Origin of the sequence: Thermophilibacter provencensis (genome assembly GCF_030372065.1) — a bacterium.
Lineage (GTDB): Bacteria > Actinomycetota > Coriobacteriia > Coriobacteriales > Atopobiaceae > Thermophilibacter > Thermophilibacter provencensis_A.
This window is the reverse complement of sequence record NZ_JAUDEA010000002.1, coordinates 265,374-286,633: the sequence shown is the minus strand read 5'-3', so window position 1 is coordinate 286,633 and position 21,260 is coordinate 265,374. Positions and strand designations below refer to the sequence as shown.

At 66.4% G+C, this 21,260-nt stretch carries 18 protein-coding genes; 13 read left to right on the top strand and 5 right to left on the bottom strand.

Translation table 11 applies throughout. The features are described from left to right. Nucleotides 1-128: 128 nt before the first annotated feature. Entirely contained in the window at nucleotides 129-866 is a 738-nt protein-coding gene (locus tag QUW25_RS02900; RefSeq protein WP_289510733.1) for an HAD family hydrolase, read from the bottom strand. 238 nt (nucleotides 867-1,104) lie between these two features. On the opposite strand from QUW25_RS02900, the gene rpsA reads away from it, so the two are divergent. From rpsA to QUW25_RS02860, 8 genes are all read left to right on the top strand, one after another. Next, the gene (gene rpsA / locus QUW25_RS02895; protein ID WP_289510732.1) at nucleotides 1,105-2,304 is read left to right on the top strand and encodes a 30S ribosomal protein S1; all 1,200 of its coding nucleotides are present in this window, start codon (nucleotides 1,105-1,107) and stop codon (nucleotides 2,302-2,304) included. Between the two features lie 187 nt (nucleotides 2,305-2,491). Continuing rightward, on the top strand, nucleotides 2,492-3,550 hold the full coding sequence (locus QUW25_RS02890; protein WP_289510731.1) for a M20/M25/M40 family metallo-hydrolase: 1,059 nt from the start codon (nucleotides 2,492-2,494) through the stop codon (nucleotides 3,548-3,550). Between the two features lie 70 nt (nucleotides 3,551-3,620). After that, nucleotides 3,621-4,031: a hypothetical protein gene (locus QUW25_RS02885; protein ID WP_289510730.1), complete on the top strand. Its 411-nt coding sequence runs from the start codon at nucleotides 3,621-3,623 to the stop codon at nucleotides 4,029-4,031. A gap of 96 nt (nucleotides 4,032-4,127) precedes the next feature. Then, entirely contained in the window at nucleotides 4,128-5,174 is a 1,047-nt protein-coding gene (locus QUW25_RS02880) for an ABC transporter substrate-binding protein (protein WP_289510729.1), read from the top strand. Nucleotides 5,175-5,226: 52 nt separating this feature from the next. Next, on the top strand, nucleotides 5,227-5,970 hold the full coding sequence (locus QUW25_RS02875; protein WP_289510728.1) for an ABC transporter permease: 744 nt from the start codon (nucleotides 5,227-5,229) through the stop codon (nucleotides 5,968-5,970). Next, nucleotides 5,967-6,587, top strand: a complete 621-nt coding sequence (locus QUW25_RS02870; RefSeq protein WP_289510727.1) for an ATP-binding cassette domain-containing protein — start codon at nucleotides 5,967-5,969, stop codon at nucleotides 6,585-6,587. The genes QUW25_RS02875 and QUW25_RS02870 overlap by 4 nt, the downstream gene beginning before the upstream one ends. A gap of 214 nt (nucleotides 6,588-6,801) precedes the next feature. Next, entirely contained in the window at nucleotides 6,802-7,476 is a 675-nt protein-coding gene (gene coaE / locus QUW25_RS02865) for a dephospho-CoA kinase (protein WP_289510726.1), read from the top strand. After that, nucleotides 7,460-8,062: a lytic transglycosylase domain-containing protein gene (locus QUW25_RS02860; RefSeq protein WP_289510725.1), complete on the top strand. Its 603-nt coding sequence runs from the start codon at nucleotides 7,460-7,462 to the stop codon at nucleotides 8,060-8,062. Before coaE ends, QUW25_RS02860 begins: the two co-directional genes overlap by 17 nt. On the opposite strand, the gene QUW25_RS02855 is transcribed toward QUW25_RS02860, so the two are convergent. Further along, nucleotides 8,049-10,361, bottom strand: a complete 2,313-nt coding sequence (locus tag QUW25_RS02855) for a DUF308 domain-containing protein (protein WP_289510724.1) — start codon at nucleotides 10,359-10,361, stop codon at nucleotides 8,049-8,051. The genes QUW25_RS02860 and QUW25_RS02855 overlap by 14 nt on opposite strands. Nucleotides 10,362-10,433: 72 nt before the next feature. Between QUW25_RS02855 and uvrB the strand changes: the two genes are divergently transcribed. Both uvrB and QUW25_RS02845 read left to right on the top strand, forming a co-directional pair. Next, a complete protein-coding gene (uvrB, locus tag QUW25_RS02850) occupies nucleotides 10,434-12,656 on the top strand; it encodes an excinuclease ABC subunit UvrB (RefSeq protein ID WP_289510723.1) in 2,223 nt (740 codons plus the stop codon). A 41-nt stretch (nucleotides 12,657-12,697) separates the two neighbouring features. Continuing rightward, entirely contained in the window at nucleotides 12,698-13,873 is a 1,176-nt protein-coding gene (locus QUW25_RS02845) for an Mbeg1-like protein (RefSeq protein WP_289510722.1), read from the top strand. Nucleotides 13,874-13,909: 36 nt separating this feature from the next. Here QUW25_RS02845 and QUW25_RS02840 read toward each other — a convergent pair whose 3' ends face one another. From QUW25_RS02840 to QUW25_RS02830, 3 genes are all read right to left on the bottom strand, one after another. Further along, nucleotides 13,910-15,574, bottom strand: a complete 1,665-nt coding sequence (locus tag QUW25_RS02840; RefSeq protein ID WP_289510721.1) for an NAD(P)/FAD-dependent oxidoreductase — start codon at nucleotides 15,572-15,574, stop codon at nucleotides 13,910-13,912. Nucleotides 15,575-15,767: 193 nt separating this feature from the next. Beyond that, entirely contained in the window at nucleotides 15,768-16,943 is a 1,176-nt protein-coding gene (locus tag QUW25_RS02835) for an FAD-dependent oxidoreductase (protein WP_289510720.1), read from the bottom strand. A gap of 1 nt (nucleotide 16,944) precedes the next feature. Next, nucleotides 16,945-17,826 carry an Mrp/NBP35 family ATP-binding protein gene (locus tag QUW25_RS02830; protein ID WP_289510719.1) on the bottom strand — a complete coding sequence of 294 codons (882 nt, stop codon included), beginning with the start codon at nucleotides 17,824-17,826 and terminating at the stop codon, nucleotides 16,945-16,947. A gap of 501 nt (nucleotides 17,827-18,327) precedes the next feature. Here QUW25_RS02830 and QUW25_RS02825 point away from each other — a divergent pair. The 3 genes from QUW25_RS02825 to QUW25_RS02815 all read left to right on the top strand — a co-directional run bounded on the left by QUW25_RS02825 (nucleotide 18,328) and on the right by QUW25_RS02815 (nucleotide 21,251). After that, nucleotides 18,328-18,786, top strand: a complete 459-nt coding sequence (locus tag QUW25_RS02825; RefSeq protein WP_289510718.1) for a YhcH/YjgK/YiaL family protein — start codon at nucleotides 18,328-18,330, stop codon at nucleotides 18,784-18,786. After that, entirely contained in the window at nucleotides 18,779-19,858 is a 1,080-nt protein-coding gene (locus QUW25_RS02820) for an MBL fold metallo-hydrolase (protein WP_289510717.1), read from the top strand. The genes QUW25_RS02825 and QUW25_RS02820 overlap by 8 nt, the downstream gene beginning before the upstream one ends. 331 nt (nucleotides 19,859-20,189) lie before the next feature. Continuing rightward, the gene (locus QUW25_RS02815; protein ID WP_289510716.1) at nucleotides 20,190-21,251 is read left to right on the top strand and encodes a substrate-binding domain-containing protein; all 1,062 of its coding nucleotides are present in this window, start codon (nucleotides 20,190-20,192) and stop codon (nucleotides 21,249-21,251) included. The last annotated feature ends 9 nt before the right edge of the window (nucleotides 21,252-21,260 follow it).

The following is a 21,260-nucleotide window of genomic DNA, read 5'->3' as shown; positions in this document are numbered from 1 at the left end:
GTCTTCTCGAGAGGGGCCATCAAACTTGTTGCCCAAAATCGACCAAAAGGGTTGCGATCAGTCAGTCCCGCGAGCACGGCGGGGGAGAAAACCCAAAACTAGGCTTTTCGGGTCACAGCCTCGTCCGGCTACGCGCTCTCCTCGTTGAGGCGGGCGAGAAGATCGGGCAGCACGTGGGAGAGCTTCTCCATGGACCCGTGCCAGACGGCCTTCTTGGGACGGGCGTGGCCCACGTAGGCGGTGCGCAGGCCGCACTCGGGGCGGGCAAAGTCGCGGGTGGCGTCGTTTCCAACCATGAGGCACTCCTCGAGGCGCACCCCAAGGGCGTTGGCAAACTCCTGGTAGTACTGGGCGCTCGGCTTGCTGCGCGTGGAGTTGGAGAACGTTGAGACAAGCGCGAAGTCATCCTCGGAGACGCCGGCCCAGCCCATCCGGGCTCGGTCGCACGCGAGCGAGAAGGTGGGGTTTGTCGCCAGCGCGCAGATGAGTCCGGCATCATGGACGGCCCCTATCGCCTCGCGCGCGCCCTCGACGGGCCGGGCGGCGACAAGCCCGCCGGAGAAGCCCGGCACGATCTCACTCTCGTAGTAGTCCATGAGGTCGTGGATGACGGGGTCATCCAGGGGAATGCCCGTCTGGTCGTAGATGACCTGATTGAAGACCTGCTCGTTGGTGAGGGAGTCCGTGCGGTCCTGGTCGTCCATGGCGAGAAACCCGCGGACGTAGGCGGCGCCAAGCGACATGGTCGTCGTGCGCGCCGCGCGGGCGAGGATGGACGAGGCCCCGGCAACGTAGCGGGCTATGAAGGCGGTGAGGTTGAGCCGCAGCAGCGTGTCGTCCATGTCAAAGAGCACGGCTCGTATCACGGCGCCTCCTCTCGTCCGCTCAAGTTCCCCACGTGGAAAATAATAATTACCCAGAGCCGTCACTTGAAATACACACGCGAAAAACGTTACTCTATCCTCCGTGTGGGCGCAGGGCCCGCACAAACGTATCTGTCGGCCCCCGAGAGCATGTAAGTTTCCACGTAGACGCCACGATTTCTAGGCACTGCAGGCAGCGACCATGACGACCGGGGCCCCGTTGTTCGAAAGGGGTCCACTTTTGAGTGAGATTCAGAACTCGTCCATCTTCGCGCTGGACGACATCTCCGACGAGGAGATGAACAACCTCATCGACGGCACCGTCACCGATTTCGACGAGGGCGATCTTGTCACCGGCACCGTCGTGAAGCTCGAGCGCGACGAGGTCCTGCTTGACATTGGCTACAAGTCCGAGGGCGTCATCCCCTCTCGCGAGCTCTCCATCCGCAAGGACGTCAACCCCGCCGACGTGGTTGCCCTGGGCGAGGAGATCGAGGCGCTCGTTCTCCAGAAGGAGGACAAGGAGGGCCGTCTCGTCCTGTCCAAGAAGCGTGCCGAGTACGAGCGCGCCTGGAACGCCGTTGAGGCCAAGTTCAACTCCGGCGAGACCGTCGAGGGCGAGGTCATCGAGGTCGTCAAGGGCGGCCTGATCCTCGACATCGGCCTGCGCGGCTTCCTGCCCGCCTCCCTCGTCGACCTTCGTCGCGTCAAGGATCTCAACGCCTACCTCGGCACCCGCATCGAGGCCCGCGTCATCGAGATGGACCGCAACCGCAACAACGTGGTCCTCTCCCGTCGCGTTGTCCTCGAGGAGGCCCGCAAGGCTGAGCGCCAGGAGATCCTCTCCAAGCTCCAGGTTGGCATGCGCCTCAAGGGCACCGTCTCCTCGATCGTCGACTTCGGCGCCTTCGTCGACCTCGGCGGCATCGACGGCCTCGTGCACATCTCCGAGCTCTCCTGGAACCACGTCAACCACCCCTCCGAGGTCGTCAAGGTCGGTCAGGAGGTCGAGGTTCAGGTTCTCGACGTCGACCTCAACCGCGAGCGCATCTCCCTCGGTCTCAAGCAGACCACCGAGGATCCCTGGCGCTCCCTCGTCAAGAAGTACCCCGTTGACGCCATCGTTGAGGGCACCGTCACCAAGCTCGTCACCTTTGGCGCCTTCGTCGACCTCGGCGACGGCGTGGAGGGCCTCGTGCACATCTCCGAGATGGCCAAGCAGCACGTTGACCAGCCGTCTCAGGTCTGCACCGTGGGCGACACCGTCCAGGTGAAGGTCATGGAGATCGACCTCGACCGTCGCCGCATCTCCCTGTCCATGAAGGCCGCCGCCGAGACCCTCGGCACCGAGGTTGAGGTCAAGCCGCTTCCCGAGGGCGACAAGCCTGCCGAGGAGCCCGAGGCTGAGGCTGAGGTCGAGACCGAGGCCACCGAGGAGTAGTTCTTCTCGCCATCTTGTCTTGTTGGGGCCGTCCTAAGGGGCGGCCCCTTCTTGATGACAAAGGTGATGATGACAAAGGTGACAGGGTAGATTGTCATCATCATTATGATGACAATCTACCCTGTCACCTTTGTCATCATCACCTTTGTCATCAACCGCCCCGTCGGCATTACGGTTAGGAGACCACATGACACATGACATCGACAAGGAGTACCTGCTCCAAACCCTGCGGGAGTGCGTGGAGGTGGAGAGCCCCGTGGGCTACTACCCGGAGGCGCACGAGTGGCTGCGCGCGGAGCTCGCCGAGATGGGCTACGAGATGAGCGTGGACAACAACGCCACCGCCTACGTCCATGTTCCCGGAAAGAGCGCCGAGAAGACCGTGTGCCTGGGCGCGCACCTTGATACCATCGGCCTCGTCGTACGCGGCTTCAACGAGGACGGCACGCTGCGCGTCCGCCAGCTCGGCGGCATCAACTACCACAGCATCGAGGGCGAGACCTGCCTCGTGCACTGCCGCGACGGTCGCACCGTGGCGGGCCAGGTGATCTGCAGCCACCACTCCGTTCACGTGTGGGGCGAGGCAAAGACCGACGAGCGCACGGAGGACACCATGTCCGTCTCGCTCGTGGCCGACGTGAGCAGCCCCGCCGACGCCCGCGCCCTTGGCGTGACCGAGGGTGCGATCGTGGGCATTGACCCTCACTTCGAGCGCTTTGACAACGGATACGTCATCAGCCGGCACATTGACGACAAGGCCGCCGTCGCCGTCCTTCTTGACGCCCTGCGCTGGCTTGCCGAGACGGGGGAGAAGCCCGCGTACGACACGCTCTTTGCGTTCCCCATCTACGAGGAGATCGGCCGCGGCGGGTCCTGGGTTCCCGAGGGGGTCGACGAGTACGTTGCCGTTGACATCACGCTCATCGGCCCAGACTACGCCGGCTCGGACGAGCACTCGGTGGGAGTCATCTGCTCCGACGCCAAGGGTCCTTACGACTGGGAGCTCACGAACACCCTCATCGCGTGCGCGGAGGCTGCCTGCACGCCCGGCCGCTGGAACACTCAGGTCTGCTTCCACTACTCCACGGACGCAAACGCCGCGGCGCTGCACGGCAACAACGTGGCCGCGGGCGCCTTTGGCATGGCGTGCCTGAACACGCATGGCCGCGAGCGCTGCCACGTTGACGCCCTCGTGGAGACCGAGCTTCTCGCCCGTGCCTACCTCATGGGGGAGGGCCGCAAGTAGACGCGCCGCGTTTGAGCGCCCAAAAATCGGGTAGAGTTTCAACGTCAATTCATGGACGGAGGGATTTCGCATGGCGGCAGGGGACTGGCAGCGCAAGATGGTTGAGTGGCTGAGGGGCCGGCAGGGGCCGGACGACCTCGCCGTGTTCTGCACCAACCTCGCGATTATCATCGTTGTGGTCAACCTCTTTGCGCGCGTGAGCCTCCTCGGCTGGATTGCGCTCGCGCTCATCGTCTACTCGATGTTTCGCATCCAGTCCAAGAACCTCGGCGCGCGCTCGCGGGAGAACGAGGCCTTTCTCAAGGCACTCGGGCCGGCTCGCCCCTGGGTTCAGAACCCTCGCGCCGCCTGGACGGAGCTGCGCACCTACAAGCACGTGAAGTGCAGCTCGTGCCACCAGAGGGTGCGCGTCCCGCGCGGAAAGGGCAAGCTCCGCGTGACGTGCCCGCGCTGCAAGAGCAAGTTTGAGGTCAAGTCCTAGCGAAGTCCTCACGCCGCTCGCAGAGTAATCGATCAACGCGAACCTTCCCGTGCTATCGTTGTTTCATCTGAGCAACTTGCATGGGGAGGTTTTCATATGATCAGCAGAAGGCGTTTTCTCGAGGTGGCCGGTGCTGGCGCGTCTGCGCTCGCCCTGGCGGCGTGCACCGGCTCCAATGACGAGCAGCCGAGCAAGCCCGCCGAGCAGCCCGAGGAGGAGCCGGAGGAGCAGGCGGAGCCCGTCCCGGTGCGCACCACCGCCCTCAAGGGCCCCACGGCCATGGGCCTTGTCAAGTTCATGAGCGAGGTCGACGCCGGCAACCTTGCCGACAACGGCTACTCGTTCCAGATCGTTGCCTCGCCGGACGAGGTCACGCCGCTCATTGCCAAGGGCGAGACGGACATTGCGGCCGTTCCCGCCAACCTCGCCTCCGTCCTCTACAACAAGACCGAGAAGGGCGTGCGCGTCATCGCGATCAACACCCTCGGCGTCCTCTACATCTGCGAGCTCGGCGACAGCGTTCAGAGCGTGGTCGACCTCAAGGGCAAGACCATCTACGCCTCCGGCAAGGGCTCCACGCCCGAGTACGGCCTTCAGTACGTGCTCGAGAAGAACGGCCTTGTGGTGGGCGAGGACGTGCAGATCGAGTGGAAGAGCGAGCACGCCGAGTGCGTCCAGGCGATCGCGACCTCCTCGGGTGACGCCGTGGCGATGCTCCCGCAGCCCTTCGTGACCACCGCGCAGACGCAAAACGACAAGATCCGCGTGGCGCTCGACCTCACCGAGGAGTGGGACGCCGTGCAGACAGGCGACGAGAAGAGCTCCATGATCACGGGCGTCGCCATCGTGCGTGCCGCGTTTGCCGACGAGAACCCCGCCGCCGTGGACGCCTTCCTCGCGCACTACGCGGAGTCGGTCGACTTTGTGAACGACAACGTTGCCGAGGGCGCCGAGCTCGTGGGCAGCTACGACATCGTCCCCGCCGCCGTTGCCGAGAAGGCCATCCCCGAGTGCAACATCGTGTGCGTCACCGGCGAGGAGATGAAGGAGCGCCTCTCTGGCTACCTTGAAGTCCTTGCCGAGCAGAACCCCGAGGCCGTGGGCGGCGCCGTTCCCGGCGACGACTTCTACTACGGCGCGTAAAGCGGTGCGCGGACGCCCTGACAGGAGTCAAAAGGCAGGTGGAGACCTCCGTATGTGGGGCGTCCGCCTGCTTGCCGTCTGCTTCTGGCTGCTCGTGTGGCAGCTGGCGGCGTGGGCCATTGACGCCCGCATCATCCTCGTGGGCCCGCTCGAGGTGCTCGCGCGCCTCGCTGCTCTCGCCACGACGGGCGAGTTCTGGGCGTCCGTGGGGCTCTCGCTGGGCCGCATTGCGCTCGGTCTCGTTGCGGGCATCGCCGCGGGCGTCGTGCTCGCGGCTGCCGCGAGCCGCGTGCGGGTTCTGCGCGAGCTGCTCGCCCCGCTCGTGGGGGCGCTCAAGGCAGTTCCCGTGGCGTCCTTCGTCATCCTGGTGCTGCTCTGGGTCTCGTCGAGCAGCCTCTCCATCGTGATTGCGTGGATCATGGCGTTTCCCATCGTCTACGCTAACGTCCTCGAGGGCATCGAGCAGACCGACTCCCAACTGCTCGAGATGGCGGACGTCTTTGGCGTGCGTCCGCTCGACCGCCTGCGGCTCATCTACCTCTCCCAGGTGCTCCCGTACTTTAGGGTTGCCGTGTCGCTCGCCCTGGGCCTCTCGTGGAAGGCGGGCATTGCCGCCGAGGTCATCGGCCTGCCCGACCTCACCATCGGCGAGCACCTCTATGACGCCAAGGTCTATCTCGACACGCCCGACCTCTTTGCGTGGACCGTTGCCATCGTTGTGGTCTCCGTGGCGCTGGAGGCCATAGTGGGCCGCGCGCTCGACGCGGCCCTCGCGCGTTGGGAGGCCAGGCCATGAGCGGAGAGCTCGCCCTCAGGGGCGTCGACAAGCGCTATGGGGACATCGTGGTCCTTACGGGTGCGAGCGCCGCCTTTGAGCCCGGTCGCGCCCACCTGCTCATGGGGCCGTCCGGCGCTGGCAAGACGACGCTCCTCCGCCTGCTTGCCGGACTCGAGCGGCCCGACGGGGGAGAGGTGACCCTGCCCTCGGGCACGCGTCTGGCGATGACCTTCCAGGAGGACCGGCTCTGCGACAACCTCACGGCCACGGCCAACATCCGGCTCCCGCACGCCCACCTGCGCGGCGCGGCGCTCGAGGCGTTTCTCGCCCGCGAACGCGAGGCCCTCGGTGCGGTGGGGCTCCCAGTTGACTCTCGGCCCGTACGCGAGCTCTCGGGCGGGCAGCGGCGTCGCGTGGCCATCCTGCGCGCCGTCCTCGCGGACGCGGACGTCCTTCTCTTTGACGAGCCCCTCAAGGGCATGGACGAGAAGACCGTCGAGCAGGTCATGGACTACGTATGCCCCCTCATTGCCGCAAAGACCGTCCTCTGGGCCACACACGACCCCCGCGAGGGCCGCTTCTTCCCCGACCCCACCCTCTGGGAAGTCCGTGACGGGGGTGTATTCCACCTGTAAGGGTGGGGCGGGACGACGTACCCCATCTGCTCAAACAGCTGCTGCGCAGAACACGCATCTGAGGTACGTCGTCCCGCCCACGCGGGCGCGCGGGCATACCTTCATCCGCGAGTTCTTGCGAAGCAAGCTGTCTGAGCGGGGAAGGTATGTCCGCGCGCCCCACCCCCGCATGTGCGATGATAGAGACCGGTGTTAGCAGAGAGAGGATTCACGTATGCACGTTATCTATCTGGCCGGGGGGATCGCCTCCGGAAAGTCGACGATATCCAGGACGCTCCAGGAGTGCGGTGCCGTGCGCATCGACCTCGACGATCTCTCGCGCGAGGCGCTCGCCGCGGACTCGCCCATCCTTCCTCAGATTATGGCCGAGTTTGGCGACGACATCCTCAACCCCGCGGGCAGCGTGAAGCGCGAGCTTCTCGCCCAGCGCGCCTTCTCCTCCACGGAGCGCGCCGTCACGCTCGAGGAGATCGAGCTGCCCCTCATTGACAAGCTCCTGCGTGAGCGCGTTGCGGAGCTCGCCGCCCAGGAGGAGGCCGAGCGGGCGGCCGATCCCGCTGTAGCCGAGAAGGTCGTGGTCGTGGAGGTGCCGCTGCTCGACCGCATGCGCGGCTCCTTTGACCTTGCCGACGAGATCATCGGCGTGGTGTGCCCGCTCAACGCGCGCCGCGCCCGCGCCGGTCAGCGCGGCATGGATCCGCGCGACTTCAACCGCAGGGTGGACCAGCAGCCGAGCGAGGCGTACATCAGGGCGCACTGCAGCCACGTCTTCAACAACATCCGCACCGCCGACGTGATGGCGCAGGAGGTTCGCGACTGGTGGGCCGAGCGCGTGGCACAGGGCTGGGAGAACGTGCCGAAGAGGGGCGCGCGTGGCTCCCAGGCATAGGCCACCCGAGCGCTTTCTCAGGTGGCACCGCGTTCTTCCCGTTGTGGCGCTTGTGCTCACGCTTGCCGTGTGCGGGGTGCTTGCGGCCACGCCCACGACGCTGGGGCGTCAGGCCCTCTATCCCGTTGACCACGCGGAGGAGATCGCGGCCGCCGCGGAGCGCCACGGCATAGATCCGGAGCTTGCCTGCGCGGTGATCAAATGCGAGTCGGGCTGGGACGAGGACGCTGTCTCCTCGGCCGGTGCCATAGGCCTCATGCAGGTCATGCCGGAAACCGCGCTGAGCCTCAACTCACTGGGGGTCGTGAGCGCGGACGAGTATGACCCCAATGCGCTCGAGGACCCCGTCGTCAACATTGAGTATGGCTGCGCCTACCTGGGCTACCTCCAGGACCGCCTCTCGTCTCTCGACGAGATAGTGGCCGCATACAACGCGGGGATCGGCTCGGTTCTGGGATGGATTGCCGACGGCGGGAGCATCCCCGAGGGGATAGAGTATGCCGAGACGCGCGCCTACCTCGAGCGGGTTCGTTCCGCCTACGACGGCTATCTTAGGAGCTATCCGGACGGCATCACGGGCGCATGAGCGAGCGGCGGACGTCGATGAGGGCGTCATCGCGGTTGAGCTCGATCATCGCGCTCGCGAGCTGCCGCGCGATGCCAAAGACCTCGGCGTCCGTGCAGGCAACGAGGGCGTCTCGCGTCCGGGTGCGCATGTCGTCGAGCCGGCCCGCGAGCAGTCCGCCCTTCTCGAGCGCGGGAATGACCTCGTCCGCCGGGAAGGGCCTCAGGCCCACGTTGGCCTCGATGAGGTCGTTCATCTCGCTGCGGGCGTTCTGGGCAATATCGGGGTGCAGCTCAATGGAGCGCTGGTAGCAGGCAACGGCGAGGTCGCTTCTCCCAAGCTTCCACTCCATGTAGGCAAGGCGATAGAAGCAGATTGCCATGTCACGCACCGTTGACGAGTAGCCGATGGCCTGTTTGAGCAGGTCGGCTGCCTCAAAGATGCGCGACTGCTCCTCGAGGCAGCGCACCTTGCAGAGCGCCGCGTCCGGCGTCACGGGAGCGATGCGCATGAGCTCGTCCGCATGGGAGAGCGCCTCCTCGTGGCGCCCGAGCACGGTGAGGGCGCGCACGAGGATGGAGTGCGCGGAGTAGTACTCGTCGGGCACGAGGCGGACCTCGCGCCCGACGTCGTCAATCGTCAGGTTGTAGGCCACGCGCTCGGCAACCGAGTTGAAGTAGCGATAGACCGTGTCCTCATCGTCAAGGTAGAGACCCGTCTCGGTGATGGGGGAGAGCACCCCCTCGAGCTGGGCGACCATCGCCTCGAGCCGCTCCGGCGTTGGCTCCTCGTCGAGCGCTGCCCCCGCCGCCCTTGCGGCAACGGCGAGCTGTCCGCCGTCAACGAAGAGCGATGCAAGCTCTCGCTTGTTGGAGATGTCCACGGTACCGTCCACCAGCGCCCGGCACACGCGATCGCAGGCCTCGACAACGCTCAGGTCTGCGGAGCTCCCGCGAAGCTCCATGAACTTGGCGACGGCCTCCTGCGTTGTCTCGCCGAGCTCCGAGGCGGCGGCGTTCCATGCGGCGGCGCGCCCCGCCTTCTCCATGATGCCGAGGTCGCATATGCGCCTAGCTCCGCAGGCGCGCACAAGCGGCTGCGGGCTCGCCGTGGCATCAAGCTCAACCTCCCTGAAGCGCCTCTGCGGGCACACGAGCTCGTTATCCGCGCTCAGGAACGGCTCGACGGCCTCGAGCCAGCCGTCGCTTCTCGGGCTCATGCGCAACGCCGGGTCCTGGGGAAGGCTTCCGTCCATCGAGCGGGCAGCGTCCATGAGGCGCCTCAGCGAATCCGGCGTGAGGTCGAGGGAGAGAAGGACGTCGTTCCAGTCCCTGACCCGGCCGTTGACAACCGCGCGCGAAACGCCCTCGCTTGGCCTCAGGGCAAGGTTCGCAAGGGCGAGCAGGAGCCACAGGGCGTAGCTGCGCGCAAGCCCCACGCACTTCTCGGCGGAGCTCGCGGCAAACGAGAGACACACTGGGCTGGGGATGCAGACGTCCACGACGGCTACGCCGGCACGGACATTGGCCTGGAAGTCAAACTCAACGCGTAGGGGAGCGGGAAGGTTCTCCACCGCATCCGCGAGGACCATGCGGTACGCCCACTCGCCGCCCTGCTGCGCGCCCTCGAGAAGGTAGCCCACAAGCGGGTTCTTCTCACCATCCCGCGGTCTGAGGTCCGCGATCTTGAGGGCGCCGCGCACGCGGCGGTCGAGCTCGCCGGTGCCTCCGGAGACGTCCTCCCCCACGTTGAGCGCCGCCTCCACGGCAATGAGCCGCTCGAGGGCGCCCTCGTCGAGCTCCGTCCCCGGGGTCGAGAGCCACCAGCGGCCGTTCCGACGAAGGCGGTTGGCGCGCACGTTGGGTGCGTCGTCCCACTCCATGAGGCCCGTTCGCGCGAGAAGGGCGCGCACGTCCGTCATGCCCGGCTGGTCCTGGCCGTGTAGCACGAGGTCGCGCAGCGTTGCCACGACGTCCTCGCTGTGAAGGAGCATGCCCTCGAGGTTGGCGCTCGGCCGCGTGGCGGGCGCCGGGGACGTCTTTGGGGAGACGCTCGCGGGGGCAGGGGGCCGCCCATCCGTCTGGGGCGCGGCGGGAGTCTTCTCGGACTTGCGGCTCACGAGGGAGAAGACGCCCAGGGCAATGAGCGCAACGCCCAGGATGATGCCCCGAGAGATGGTCCGCTGGTCATGCCAGCTCGCGTCCCCCTCGGCAAGCAGGAGCGAGACCGCCCCAAAGAGGCAGACCGCGCCCAGGACAATGGCGAGGATCCCCCACCAGGGTGGGAGCTGCGCGTCTCTGTTCTTCTCGCCACGGGCCATGGGGTCTCCTTTCCTCTTGGACCTTAAGGGTACACTCTTCACAGGACAATTTGGCAAGAGGGGAGAGCAGCCATGTCGGAAACGCCTTCTGAGGAGCGCTTTGGCGGCGAGCTCGTGCGCTTTGGCCGCGAGGGCTCCGGCGAGCCGCTCCGCGTGGTCTCGCCCTACGAGCCCGCCGGAGACCAGCCCCAGGCCATCGAGAAGCTCGCCGACGGCGTGGAGCGGGGCCTTCGCTACCAGACCCTTCTGGGCGTTACGGGCTCGGGCAAGACCTTCACCATGGCAAAGACCATCGAGAAGCTCAACCGCCCCACGCTCATCATGGAGCCCAACAAGACGCTCGCCGCACAGGTGGCAAGCGAGATGCGCGAGCTCTTTCCCAACAACGCCGTGGTCTACTTTGTCAGCTACTACGACTACTACCAGCCCGAGGCTTACGTCCCGCAGACGGACACCTACATCGAGAAGGACGCCTCCATCAACGAGGAGGTCGAGAAGCTCCGCCACCAGGCCACCTCGAGCCTGCTCTCGCGGCGCGACGTCATTGTGGTTGCGTCCGTGAGCTGCATCTACGGCATCGGCAGCCCGCAGGACTACGCGGGGCTCGCCCCCAACGTGGACAAGTCCGTGCCCCTGGAGCGAGACGACCTCATCCGCAGCCTCATCGACATCCAGTACGACCGCAACGACTACGACCTCTCCCGCGGCACCTTCCGCGTGCGCGGGGACACCGTGGACGTCTTCCCGCCCTATGCGGAAAACCCGCTGCGCATCTCCTTCTTTGGCGACGAGGTCGAGCTCATCGCCGAGGTGGACAACGTCACCGGGGAGATAGTGCGCGAGTTCGAGGCCATCCCCATCTGGCCCGCCTCGCACTACGTCACGGAGCGCCCCAAGGTCACGCACGCCCTCGAGACCATAAACGAGGAGCTCGAGCAGCGCGTGGCAGAGCTCAAGGGCGCGGACATGCTCCTCGAGGCGCAGCGACTCGCGCAGCGCACGAGCTACGACCTCGAGATGCTCGAGACGATGGGCTACTGCAACGGCATCGAGAACTACTCGCGCCACCTGGACGGCCGCAAGGCGGGCGAGCCGCCCTACACGCTCATCGACTACTTCCCCAAGGACATGCTCTGCATCATCGACGAGTCCCACGTCACGGTGCCGCAGATCCGGGGCATGTACGAGGGCGACCGCTCGCGCAAGGTGACGCTCGTGGACCACGGGTTCCGTCTCCCCTCCGCGCTTGACAACCGCCCGCTGCGCTTCGACGAGTTCGAGCAGCGCGTGCCGCAGTTCATCTACGTCTCAGCCACGCCCGGCGACTACGAGGAGTCGGTCACCCAGCAGGAGGTCGAGCAGATCATCCGCCCCACGGGCCTTCTCGACCCCAAGGTCGACGTGCGCCCCGTCAACGGGCAGATCGACGACCTCATTGACGAGATCAAGGAGCGCGTGGCCAAGAAGGAGCGCGTGCTCGTGACCACGCTCACCAAGCGCATGGCCGAGGACCTCACTGACCACCTGCTCGACGAGGGCGTGCGCGTGAACTACATGCACTCGGACACCGCCACGCTCGACCGCGTGGACATCATCCGTGACCTGCGCATGGGCAAGATCGACGTGCTCGTGGGCATCAACCTCCTGCGCGAGGGCCTTGACATCCCCGAGGTCTCGCTCGTGGCGATCCTGGACGCGGACAAGGAGGGGTTCCTGCGCAACCGCCGCTCGCTCATCCAGACGATGGGCCGCGCGGCGAGAAACGCGCAGGGCGAGGTCATCATGTACGCGGACACCATCACGGACTCCATGCGCGCGGCCATCGGCGAGACCGCGCGCCGCCGGCAGATCCAGGAGGCGTTCAACGAGGAGCACGGCATCGTGCCGCGCACGGTCAAGAAGTCAATCACGGACGTCTCGTCGTTCATCTCCGAGGCGGAGGCCACGCTCGAGGGCAAGACGCGCGACCGGCACGGCACGGGCAGTCACGGCGCCTTCGAGAGCCTCTCCGCAACCGCAGAGGCCGAGGCCACGGCGAGCTCCGTCGCGGACGAGCTTGCGGGGCTCTCGGCGAGCGAGCTTACCGACGTGGTGGACGCGCTCGAGGAGGAGATGGCCGCCGCGTCCGAGGCCATGGACTTTGAGACCGCCGCGCGCATTCGCGACCAGATCGTCGCCATCCGCACGCGTGTGGAGGGCGGGTCTGCCGAGGACGTGATCGCCCGTCTCAAGGCTGGCGCCCGCAAGGGGAGCGCCCACGCCACCCGCCGCCGCTACCGTCCCCACAAGAAGTGATGAAAAATGACCGTCACGTTTCATCGCTAGGGAGTGATTCGATGGCATCGTTTTTCTCGCCGGACGAAAAGAACGTCTTTGGGTACCTGGCTCGCTCGTTTGACACCTTTGCCGAGCGCCCGCTTTCGGACGTGGACAGCCTCGTACTGGCGTGCCTCTCGTATTACCGCTACCAGGGGGATGCCGTGCGCACGCGCGAGGGCACGCGTGTGAGTGACCTCTTCTGCGCGGAGCACCTCGACGAGATGGCGCACGGCCTCTGGGACCCCGAGGGCCTCATGAGGCTCCTCGCCCTCGTGGCGGCAAGTCCGCGCTTCAGGGACCTGCGCGTGAGCAACTACGTCGACGACTTTGACGAGGCGGCGGAGAAGCAGTTCTCCGCCTGCGTCCTGCGCCTTCCGGGCGGTGACGCCTACGTCTCGTACCGGGGGACCGACAACACGCTCGTGGGCTGGAAGGAAGACTTCAACATGGCCTTTGAGACGGGCGTGCCGTCCCAGTACGCGGCCATCGACTATCTCGAGCGCGTGGCCCCGGGCATAGAGGGGCGCATCTTCCTGGGTGGCCACTCCAAGGGCGGAAACCTCGCCGTCTGCGCGGCGGCGCGTTGCTCCGTTGGGGTGGCGGCGCGGATCGAGCGGGTCTTCTCGCATGACGGGCCGGGCTTTACCGAGGAGGCCCTGGCCGACGAGCTCTGGAAGGAGCGCGCTGGCCTCGTGTCCAAGACGGTGCCGCGCTCCTCGGTCATCGGCATGCTCTTTGAGCGCCAGGAGGACTATGCCGTGGTGGACTCTGCCACGATGGGCCTCACGCAGCACGACCCGTTCTCCTGGGTCGTGGAGGGCACGGACTTTGTGAGGTGCGACGACCTTGGGCGTGGGGCGAGCTTCGTCGACAAGGGCCTCAACGAGTGGATCGGCCGCATGACGCGAGAAGAGCGCGAGGGGTTTGTCGAGACGCTCTTCTCGGTGCTCAACGCGGCGGGGGAGGACACCTTTGCCGACCTCAGCGGCAACTGGCAGGCGTCGGTGCCGGCGATGCTCAGGCGTCTTGGCGAGCTCGAGCCGGAGGAGCGCGCCCACATCACGCGCGCCCTCTCCGCGCTCGTGGGCGCCTTCATGCCCAATGTGGAGCTCCCGCAGCTCCCTGACTTTGAGCTGCCGCAGTTTCCCGACCTGGCCGAGCTCCTGCCGGGCAAAGCGGCGGAGGCGCGGTAGGGCGCGTGCCGAGAAGGGCGAGAATCCCGCGCGCCCCTACCGCTGCGCGTACGTTGCCACGATCTTCTCGGCGGCGAGGATGCCGTCGGTGGCGGCGCTCATGATGCCGCCCGCGTAGCCGGCGCCCTCGCCCACGGGCCAGAGGCCGCGGACGCCCACGCTCTGCCCGTCGTCCCCGCGCGTGACGCGCACCGGTGAGCTCGAGCGAGTCTCCACGCCCGTGAGCACGGCATCGGTTGCGTCAAATCCGTGCAGCTTGCGGCCGAGGACGGGAATCGCGGCGCGCAGCGTCTCCGCCACGTAGGGCGGGAGGCAGGGAGTCACATCGCCCCAGGCCACGCCGCGCGGGTAGGTTGGCGTCACACGCCCGGCGCCCGTGCTCGCCACGCCCTGCAGGAAGTCTCCCACGAGCTGGGCGGGCGCCACGTAATCGCCGCCTCCGGCTTCAAACGCCGTGCGCTCGCAGGTGCGCTGAAGCTCCACGCCGGCAATGACGTCGTCTCCGGGCAGGTCGTCAGGAAAGACGTTGGCGAGAAGCCCAGAGTTGGCGTTAATTCCGGCGCGGTCCGAGAGGCTCATGCCGTTGGTGCACACGCCGCCGGGCTCGCTTGCCGCGGAGACCACATAGCCACCCGGGCACATGCAGAACGAGAAGGCGCTGCGCCCGGAGGGCAGGTGGCAGGAGAGGCTGTAGGGCGCGGCACCGAGAGCGGGGTTGCCGGCGGCGCCGCCATAGAGCGCCCGATCGATGTCCGCCTGGAGGTGCTCGATGCGCACGCCCATCGCAAAGGTCTTGCGCTCCATGGGAACGCCGCGCTCATGCAGCAGCTCAAAGACGTCGCGGGCGGAGTGCCCGCAGCACAGGACCACGCAGTCCGTGGCAACGCGCTCCTCAAAGACGCTACCGTCGTCGCGTGTGGTCAAAAGGGTCACGCCGCGCACCGCGCCATCGATGAGGTCCACGTCCGTCATGCGACAGCGGCAGCGCACCTCGCCGCCCGCCTCCTCGATCTGGTGCACGATCTCTGTCACCACGCACGGCAGCACGTCGCTGCCCACGTGAGGCTTGGCGTCCCAGAGAATCTCCCGCTGCGCCCCGGCGGCGACGAAGGTCTCAAGGATGAGGTGATGCGCGGGGCTCTTGGTGCCTGTCTGGAGCTTGCCGTCAGAGAAGGTCCCGGCACCGCCCACGCCAAACTGGATGTTGCTCTCGGGGTCGAGCGCCCCTGTCTCGTTGTGGACGCGCACGATCTTGCCGCGTCGCGTTGCGTCGTCGCCGCGCTCCACGAGCAGCGGCTCAAGGCCGGCGCGCGCGAGGGAGAGCGCGCAGAAGAGGCCCGCGCAGCCAGCGCCCACCACAACGGGGCGGGGCCGCGTCCCACGGGAGGCGGGGGAGGGGAAGCCGTACGTCCCCTCGGTGACGAGCCTCACGTTCTTCCCGGCGTGTTTCTTTGCAAGTCTGGCAAGAAGTGCCTGCTCGGCGGAGTCTCCGCCGGCAAGTTCGGCGCGCAGCGTGAAGGTGAGCTGGATGCCGTCGCGGCGGCGCGCGTCGATTGAGCGCCTCCTGCGCTCAACGCGCGTGAGGTCCTTCTCGCCAACGCGGAGCTTGCGGGCGAGGGCACGCCGGCACGCGGAAAGCTCGCGCTTATCGGTGCCGTCGAGCGCGGAGAGTGGTATGCGGATTCCGGAGACCTCAAGCATGGGCATCCTTTCGAGATGTACCTATACCGAGTGTACGAAACTCGGGGCAACTTTTTCAAAACCACCTTAGCGAGGCGACGTTTCCGCAGGTACGTTCGAACAAAAAAGACGCTCGCCCAGAAAGAAGGCCCGACTTTCGTACACTCGCGAGGAAGCGCTGCACATCGTCGAGAAGAAAGACGCGTGGAATCGTCTAACTGCGCGCCGCCGCCTGCCCCGCCACAAGACCGCTCTTCCAGGCCCAGGCGAGGTTGAAGCCGCCGCAGGCGCCGTCGACGTTGAGCGCCTCCCCACAGGCAAAGAACCCTTGCAGCTCGCGCGCCTCAAGCGTGGCGGGATCAAACTGCTCTGTGCGAAGGCCGCCACGCGTGACCTGGGCACGATTTGGATCGGCGGGTCCCGTTACAACAAAGCGCAGGTCACGGGCAAGGTCGAGCGAGTCACCCAGTACAGAGGCGATGACCGGGTCAAGAATGCCGGAGCACCCGCCGCCGCGCTCGGCGAGCAGGCACAGGCGCTTTGGGTCCGCCCCGCAGGTGAGGTCGAGCGAGATGACGTCCCCGGCAAGCGCAACGCGCGAGAGGTCAAAGACCGCGATTCCGGAGAGCCCGTAGGGGCGGAAGAGCACCTCTCCCGTCTCGCGCGCCACCTCCGTGCCGTCTCGCAGCAGGCGGGCGACCACGTGCGCGCGCCGTCCGTCGAGCGCGGCGAGGGAGACTCCCTCAGGGGCCGTGCAGGCGAGCGAGCAGAGCACAGGCTCAAACGGAGCGCAGGCGAGACCCGTTGCCGTAAGGATCTTCTCGCCGCCGCCCGCCGCAAGCACGACTGCGCGCGCGAGCGCAGAGCCGGAGCTTGCGCCCTCATAGGAGACGCGCCACGCGGAGCCACCGCGCTCGACGGATGTGACCTCGCGCCCTCCTGTCAGCAACGCTCCGGAGCGCCGCTCACGGGCGAGAAGGACCTCGCGCACGGAGGACGCCTGACGCGAGAGGGGGTAAAGCCTCCCGTCCTCATCTGCCCAGACAAGGCCGCACTCCTCAAAGAAGCCGAGCACGTCCGTGCCAAAGCGGGGGCCGCAGACAGCCTCGACAAACGCGGGGTCGTTGTAGCGGTCCCAGGCGAGGCGCGCATTCGAGAAGTTGCAGCGCCCGTTGCCCGTTGCCAGGATCGTGCGACCGCACTCGAGGGAGCGCTCGAGCACGGTGACGCTCGCGCCCGCCTCCGCGGCGGCGATGGCGGCGACGAGGCCCGATGCCCCGCCGCCAATCACGAGGACGTCGCAGTGCGCGGGGACGCTCACGGCTGTCGCGGCGGCAAGCGCCGCCTCGCGCGCCGACGACCTCGAGGTCTTTCTCGCCGAGCGTGCCAAGCTACGCGCCCTGGCTCTGGCCGCGCAGCGCGTCCATGAACTCCGCGGTGGAGACCACCACGTCCGTGGCCTCGGTAAGGATGCCCTCGGGGAGCCCGGTCTCAAAGGTGCCCGCGTCGCAGGCGGCGGCAAGCTCGGGGTTGATGCCGAGCTGCCCCAGCGCCTCAACGTCAAAGGCCTTGGCCGTCTCCTCGAGACGGCTCGGGCCGTACGGGTAGATCTTCTCGCCGCAGTGCGGGCACTCCACATAGGCCATGTTCTCCACGAGGCCGAGCACGGGCACGCTCATCATGTTGGCCATGTTGACGGCCTTGCCCACGACCATCTGAACGAGGTCCTGCGGGGAGCTCACGATGACCACGCCGTCCACGGGCAGCGACTGGAAGACGGTGAGCGCCACGTCGCCGGTTCCCGGGGGCATGTCCACGAGCAGGTAGTCCAGCTCGCCCCAGGCGCAGTCCTCCCAGAACTGCTTGATGGCGCCGGCAACGACGGGCCCGCGCCAGAGCACCGGGTCGGTCTCGTGCTCGAGCACGAGGTTGGCGCTCATGACCTTGATGCCGCCCTTGGTGAGGTTGGGGACGATGAGCTCGTCCACGCCGCGGGCGCGCTCGCCGGCAAGGCCCACCATGCGGGGGATGGAGGGGCCGGTGATGTCCGCGTCGAGGATGCCCACGCGGGCGCCGCGCCGCGCGAGGTTGACGGCGAGGATGCCGCAGACGAGCGACTTGCCCACGCCGCCCTTGCCGGAGACCACGCCGATCACGTGGCGGATGTTGGAGTAGTCGTTCTGCTTGAAGCCCGTGGGCGCCTCCGGCTGCTTCTGGCCGTGCAGCACCTCGTCAACCTCCTGGCGAAGCCTGTCCTGCTCGCTCTGGTCCATGCTCTGTCCTCTCCTCGGCCGCGGCGCGGCATGTGTGTGCTCACACGATTCTACCCAAGCGCGCCGCTGCTGGTGCGGAGTTCCGGGGAGAGGGGCGCCGAGAAACTCTGGGGTCTGTACCCGTTTTTGAGAGAGGCGGCGAGAAAAACCGGAGTCTGTACCAGTGCGCGGCATTCAGGGGGCACGCATGCGGTACAGAGGGCGGCATTTCTCGGCGCACATTCGGAAGACTGGTACAGCCGCCGGCTATTCTCGGCATGCGTGAGGTGGAGCTGGTACAGCCGCCGGCTTTTCTCGGCACCTCGGCGGGGCGCCTGGTACAGAGGACGGCTTTTCTCGCAGGCATGGGTCAAAACTGGTACAGCCGACCGTCTTTCTCGGCACACGCGACGGCGGCGACGGGGCGGCAACCGGCCCCCGATTGTCTGCGCGCCCCGCCCCCCAATGGTTCATACTGAGAGGAACGGGCGCAGCCGCGCCACAAAGAGGAGGGAGAACGCCATGATCTTCACGTCGCTTGCCCACGCCGGATCCAACGACCTCTCGGCGGCGCGCTTTGCCAAGGCCCTTGAGTTCCTTTCTCGTCCCGACCTTGCGGACCTCGAGCCCGGCCGCCACGATATCATGGGCGATGAGGTCTTTGCCAACGTCCAGGAGCTCACCACGGTTCCCGCGGGCGAGAAGAACTACGAGGCGCACCGTCGCTACGCCGACATCCACTACGTGATCAGCGGTACCGAGCTTCTGGGCGTTGCACCCATCGAGGAGTGCGCGCCCGTGGGAGAGTTCTCCGAGTCCGACGACTTTGGCCTCTACACTCCGGGCGCGCGCGAGGCTTGGGCCACGCTCGTTCCCGGCGACCTCGTGGTCACCCCGCCCTGCGACGCGCACAAGCCCGGCTGCTGCCCCGGCGAGCCCGCGCCGCTCAAGAAGATCTGCGTGAAGGTGCTCGTTGACTAGCGCCGGGCCCACGTTGCGCGGCGTTGAGTGGGGCTGCGGCTGCGGCCCCGACTGCTTCACGCTCGACGAGGACGGCTTCACGTGTCGCAAGGTGCTCGACGCTCCCGAGGTGTGGCGCGTCGAGCTCCTCATGCACGACACGTTCCTGCCTTCCGTGAACGCCTTCGTGGTGCTCGACGGGGGAGAGGCGCTCGTGGTTGACGCGGGGACGCCCGACGAGCTCAACGACACGCGCCTCATGCGCGCCCTCGTGCGGCTTGAGGTGGACCCCGAGCGCACGACGCTCTTCTGCACGCACGCCCACGTGGACCACACGGGCCTTGCACGCGAGCTCTCCGAGGCGAGCGCTCGCGTGGTCATCCCCGAGGGCGTGCTCTCTGACATGCGCCGCATGGCCGTTCCCGCGTGGCGCGACGAGATGGTGGCGCGTATGAGCTCCGAGGGCGTGAGCGAGGCGGAGGCGGTTGAGCTCGCCGACGTCATCTGGGACCATGCCATCAACTTTGAGGCCGAGAAGATTTCCTTCTCGACGGTTGCGCCGGGCGAGGAGCTGCGTTGTGGGCGTTGGAGCTTTGAGGTCGTTTCTGCCCCGGGGCACACGCCCGGCCAGTGCGTGCTGTGGGAGCCTTCCACGCGCACAGCCTTTCTCGGCGATGCGGTGCTCTTCCTGTGCTCTACCTGCATCGGGTTCTGGGGCGAGGGGGAGGACCCCATCGGAGAGCAGCTCTCTACGCTGGGCCTTCTTGCCAAAAGGGGCATCGAACACGCCTTCATGGGGCACGGTCTTCAGGAGGGAAGCGTTGCCGAGCGCTGCGAGAAGAACGCACAGCACCATGAGCGCAGGAGTGCAAGGGCACTGGCTGCAATCAAACAAACACCTGGTCAGACAGGGTTTGAGCTTGTGCCTGCGCTAGGTTGGCACGCCCCCTTTGACCATTGGGGCGAGACGCCAGCAATGACGCGGTGGTTCCTCGTTTCCGAGAGCATCGCGCACCTGGACCACCTTGTTGCCGCGGGTGCGGTCCGCCGCGAGAAGGACGGGCGCGACGTGAATCGCTACTATCCCGTGTAACGTGACAAACGCCCCTGTCACCTTTGTCATGATGACAAAGGTGACAGGGGCGTTTGTCACGAAAACCCGGCGTTTATAACAAAATATAAATCAAAAGCTCCCGTTTGGAAATCCGCTGGTACTAAAAAAGGTACCAGCGGATACAGAGTGGTATCCGAAATAAAGACCAGCTAGGCCCATGAGCTTACGCTCAGCTAACAATTCTTACCGTTGGCAAACACAATGTTCGTCAATCCTCCGCAAAATGCTATATGGAGCATAGGGCTCGCAAGAGCGTTTTGTAGGGAGTCGTGCAACATGGTGTTGCGCGAGGAACACGGAGGGAGAACCCATGAGCGCATCAATGAGTCGTCGTAACTTCATGAAGGCCGCTGCCGTCGGGGGAGGGGTTCTCCTCGGCCTTGCCGCGTGTGACGACGGCGGCACCGGCGGCGGCGAGGGTGGCGAGGGCCAGCTCGGCGGGACCCTCACGATGTACACCCCCAACTCCGAGACGCTGGTGAACAACCTCATCCCCGCGTTTGAGGAGAAGACGGGCATTACCGTCGAGCTCATCCAGGCTGGTACGGGCGAGCTCTTCAAGAAGCTCCAGTCCGAGGCCGCCAACCCCATCGCCGACGTCCTCTGGGGCGGCGCGGGCGACATGTACGCCTCCAACGCCGACCTCTTCCAGGAGTACGTCTCCTCCGAGGACGAGGGCGTCATCGAGGACTATCGCAACTCCGACGGCTTCAGCACCCACTACAGCCTTGACGGCAGCGTCTTCATCCTCAACAAGGAGCTCACGGCCGGCATGGACATCAAGGGCTATGCCGACCTGCTCAACCCCGACCTCACCGGCAAGATCGCCACTGCCGACCCGGCCAACTCCTCCTCTGCCTTCCACCATCTCACCCAGATGCTGCTTGACATGGGCGGCTATGAGTCCGACGAGGCGTGGGATTACGTGCGTCAGCTCTTCACGCTCATCCAGGGCAAGATCACCTCTAGCTCCTCCAACGTATACAAGACCGTCGCAGACGGCGAGATGGCCGTGGGCCTCTCCTATGAGGATCCTTGCGTCCAGCTCGTGAACGACGGCGCCAACGTCGAGGTCGTCTACCCGGAGGAGGGCACCATCTTCCTGCCCGCCAACACCGCCATCATCAAGGACTGCGCCAACCCCGACCAGGCCAAGGCCTGGATCGACTTCATCGTCTCCCAGGAGGCACAGAACATCATCGCCACCTCGACGACCTCCCGTCCCGTTCGCGCGGACGTTGACCTCAACGATGCCATGAAGCCGATGGACGAGATCAACACCGCCATCGAGGACGAGGCCTACGTTAACGAGCACAAGGACGAGATCGTTGCTCGCTACACCGAGATCTACACCTCCATCCAGTCCCAGTAGCGCTTCGCG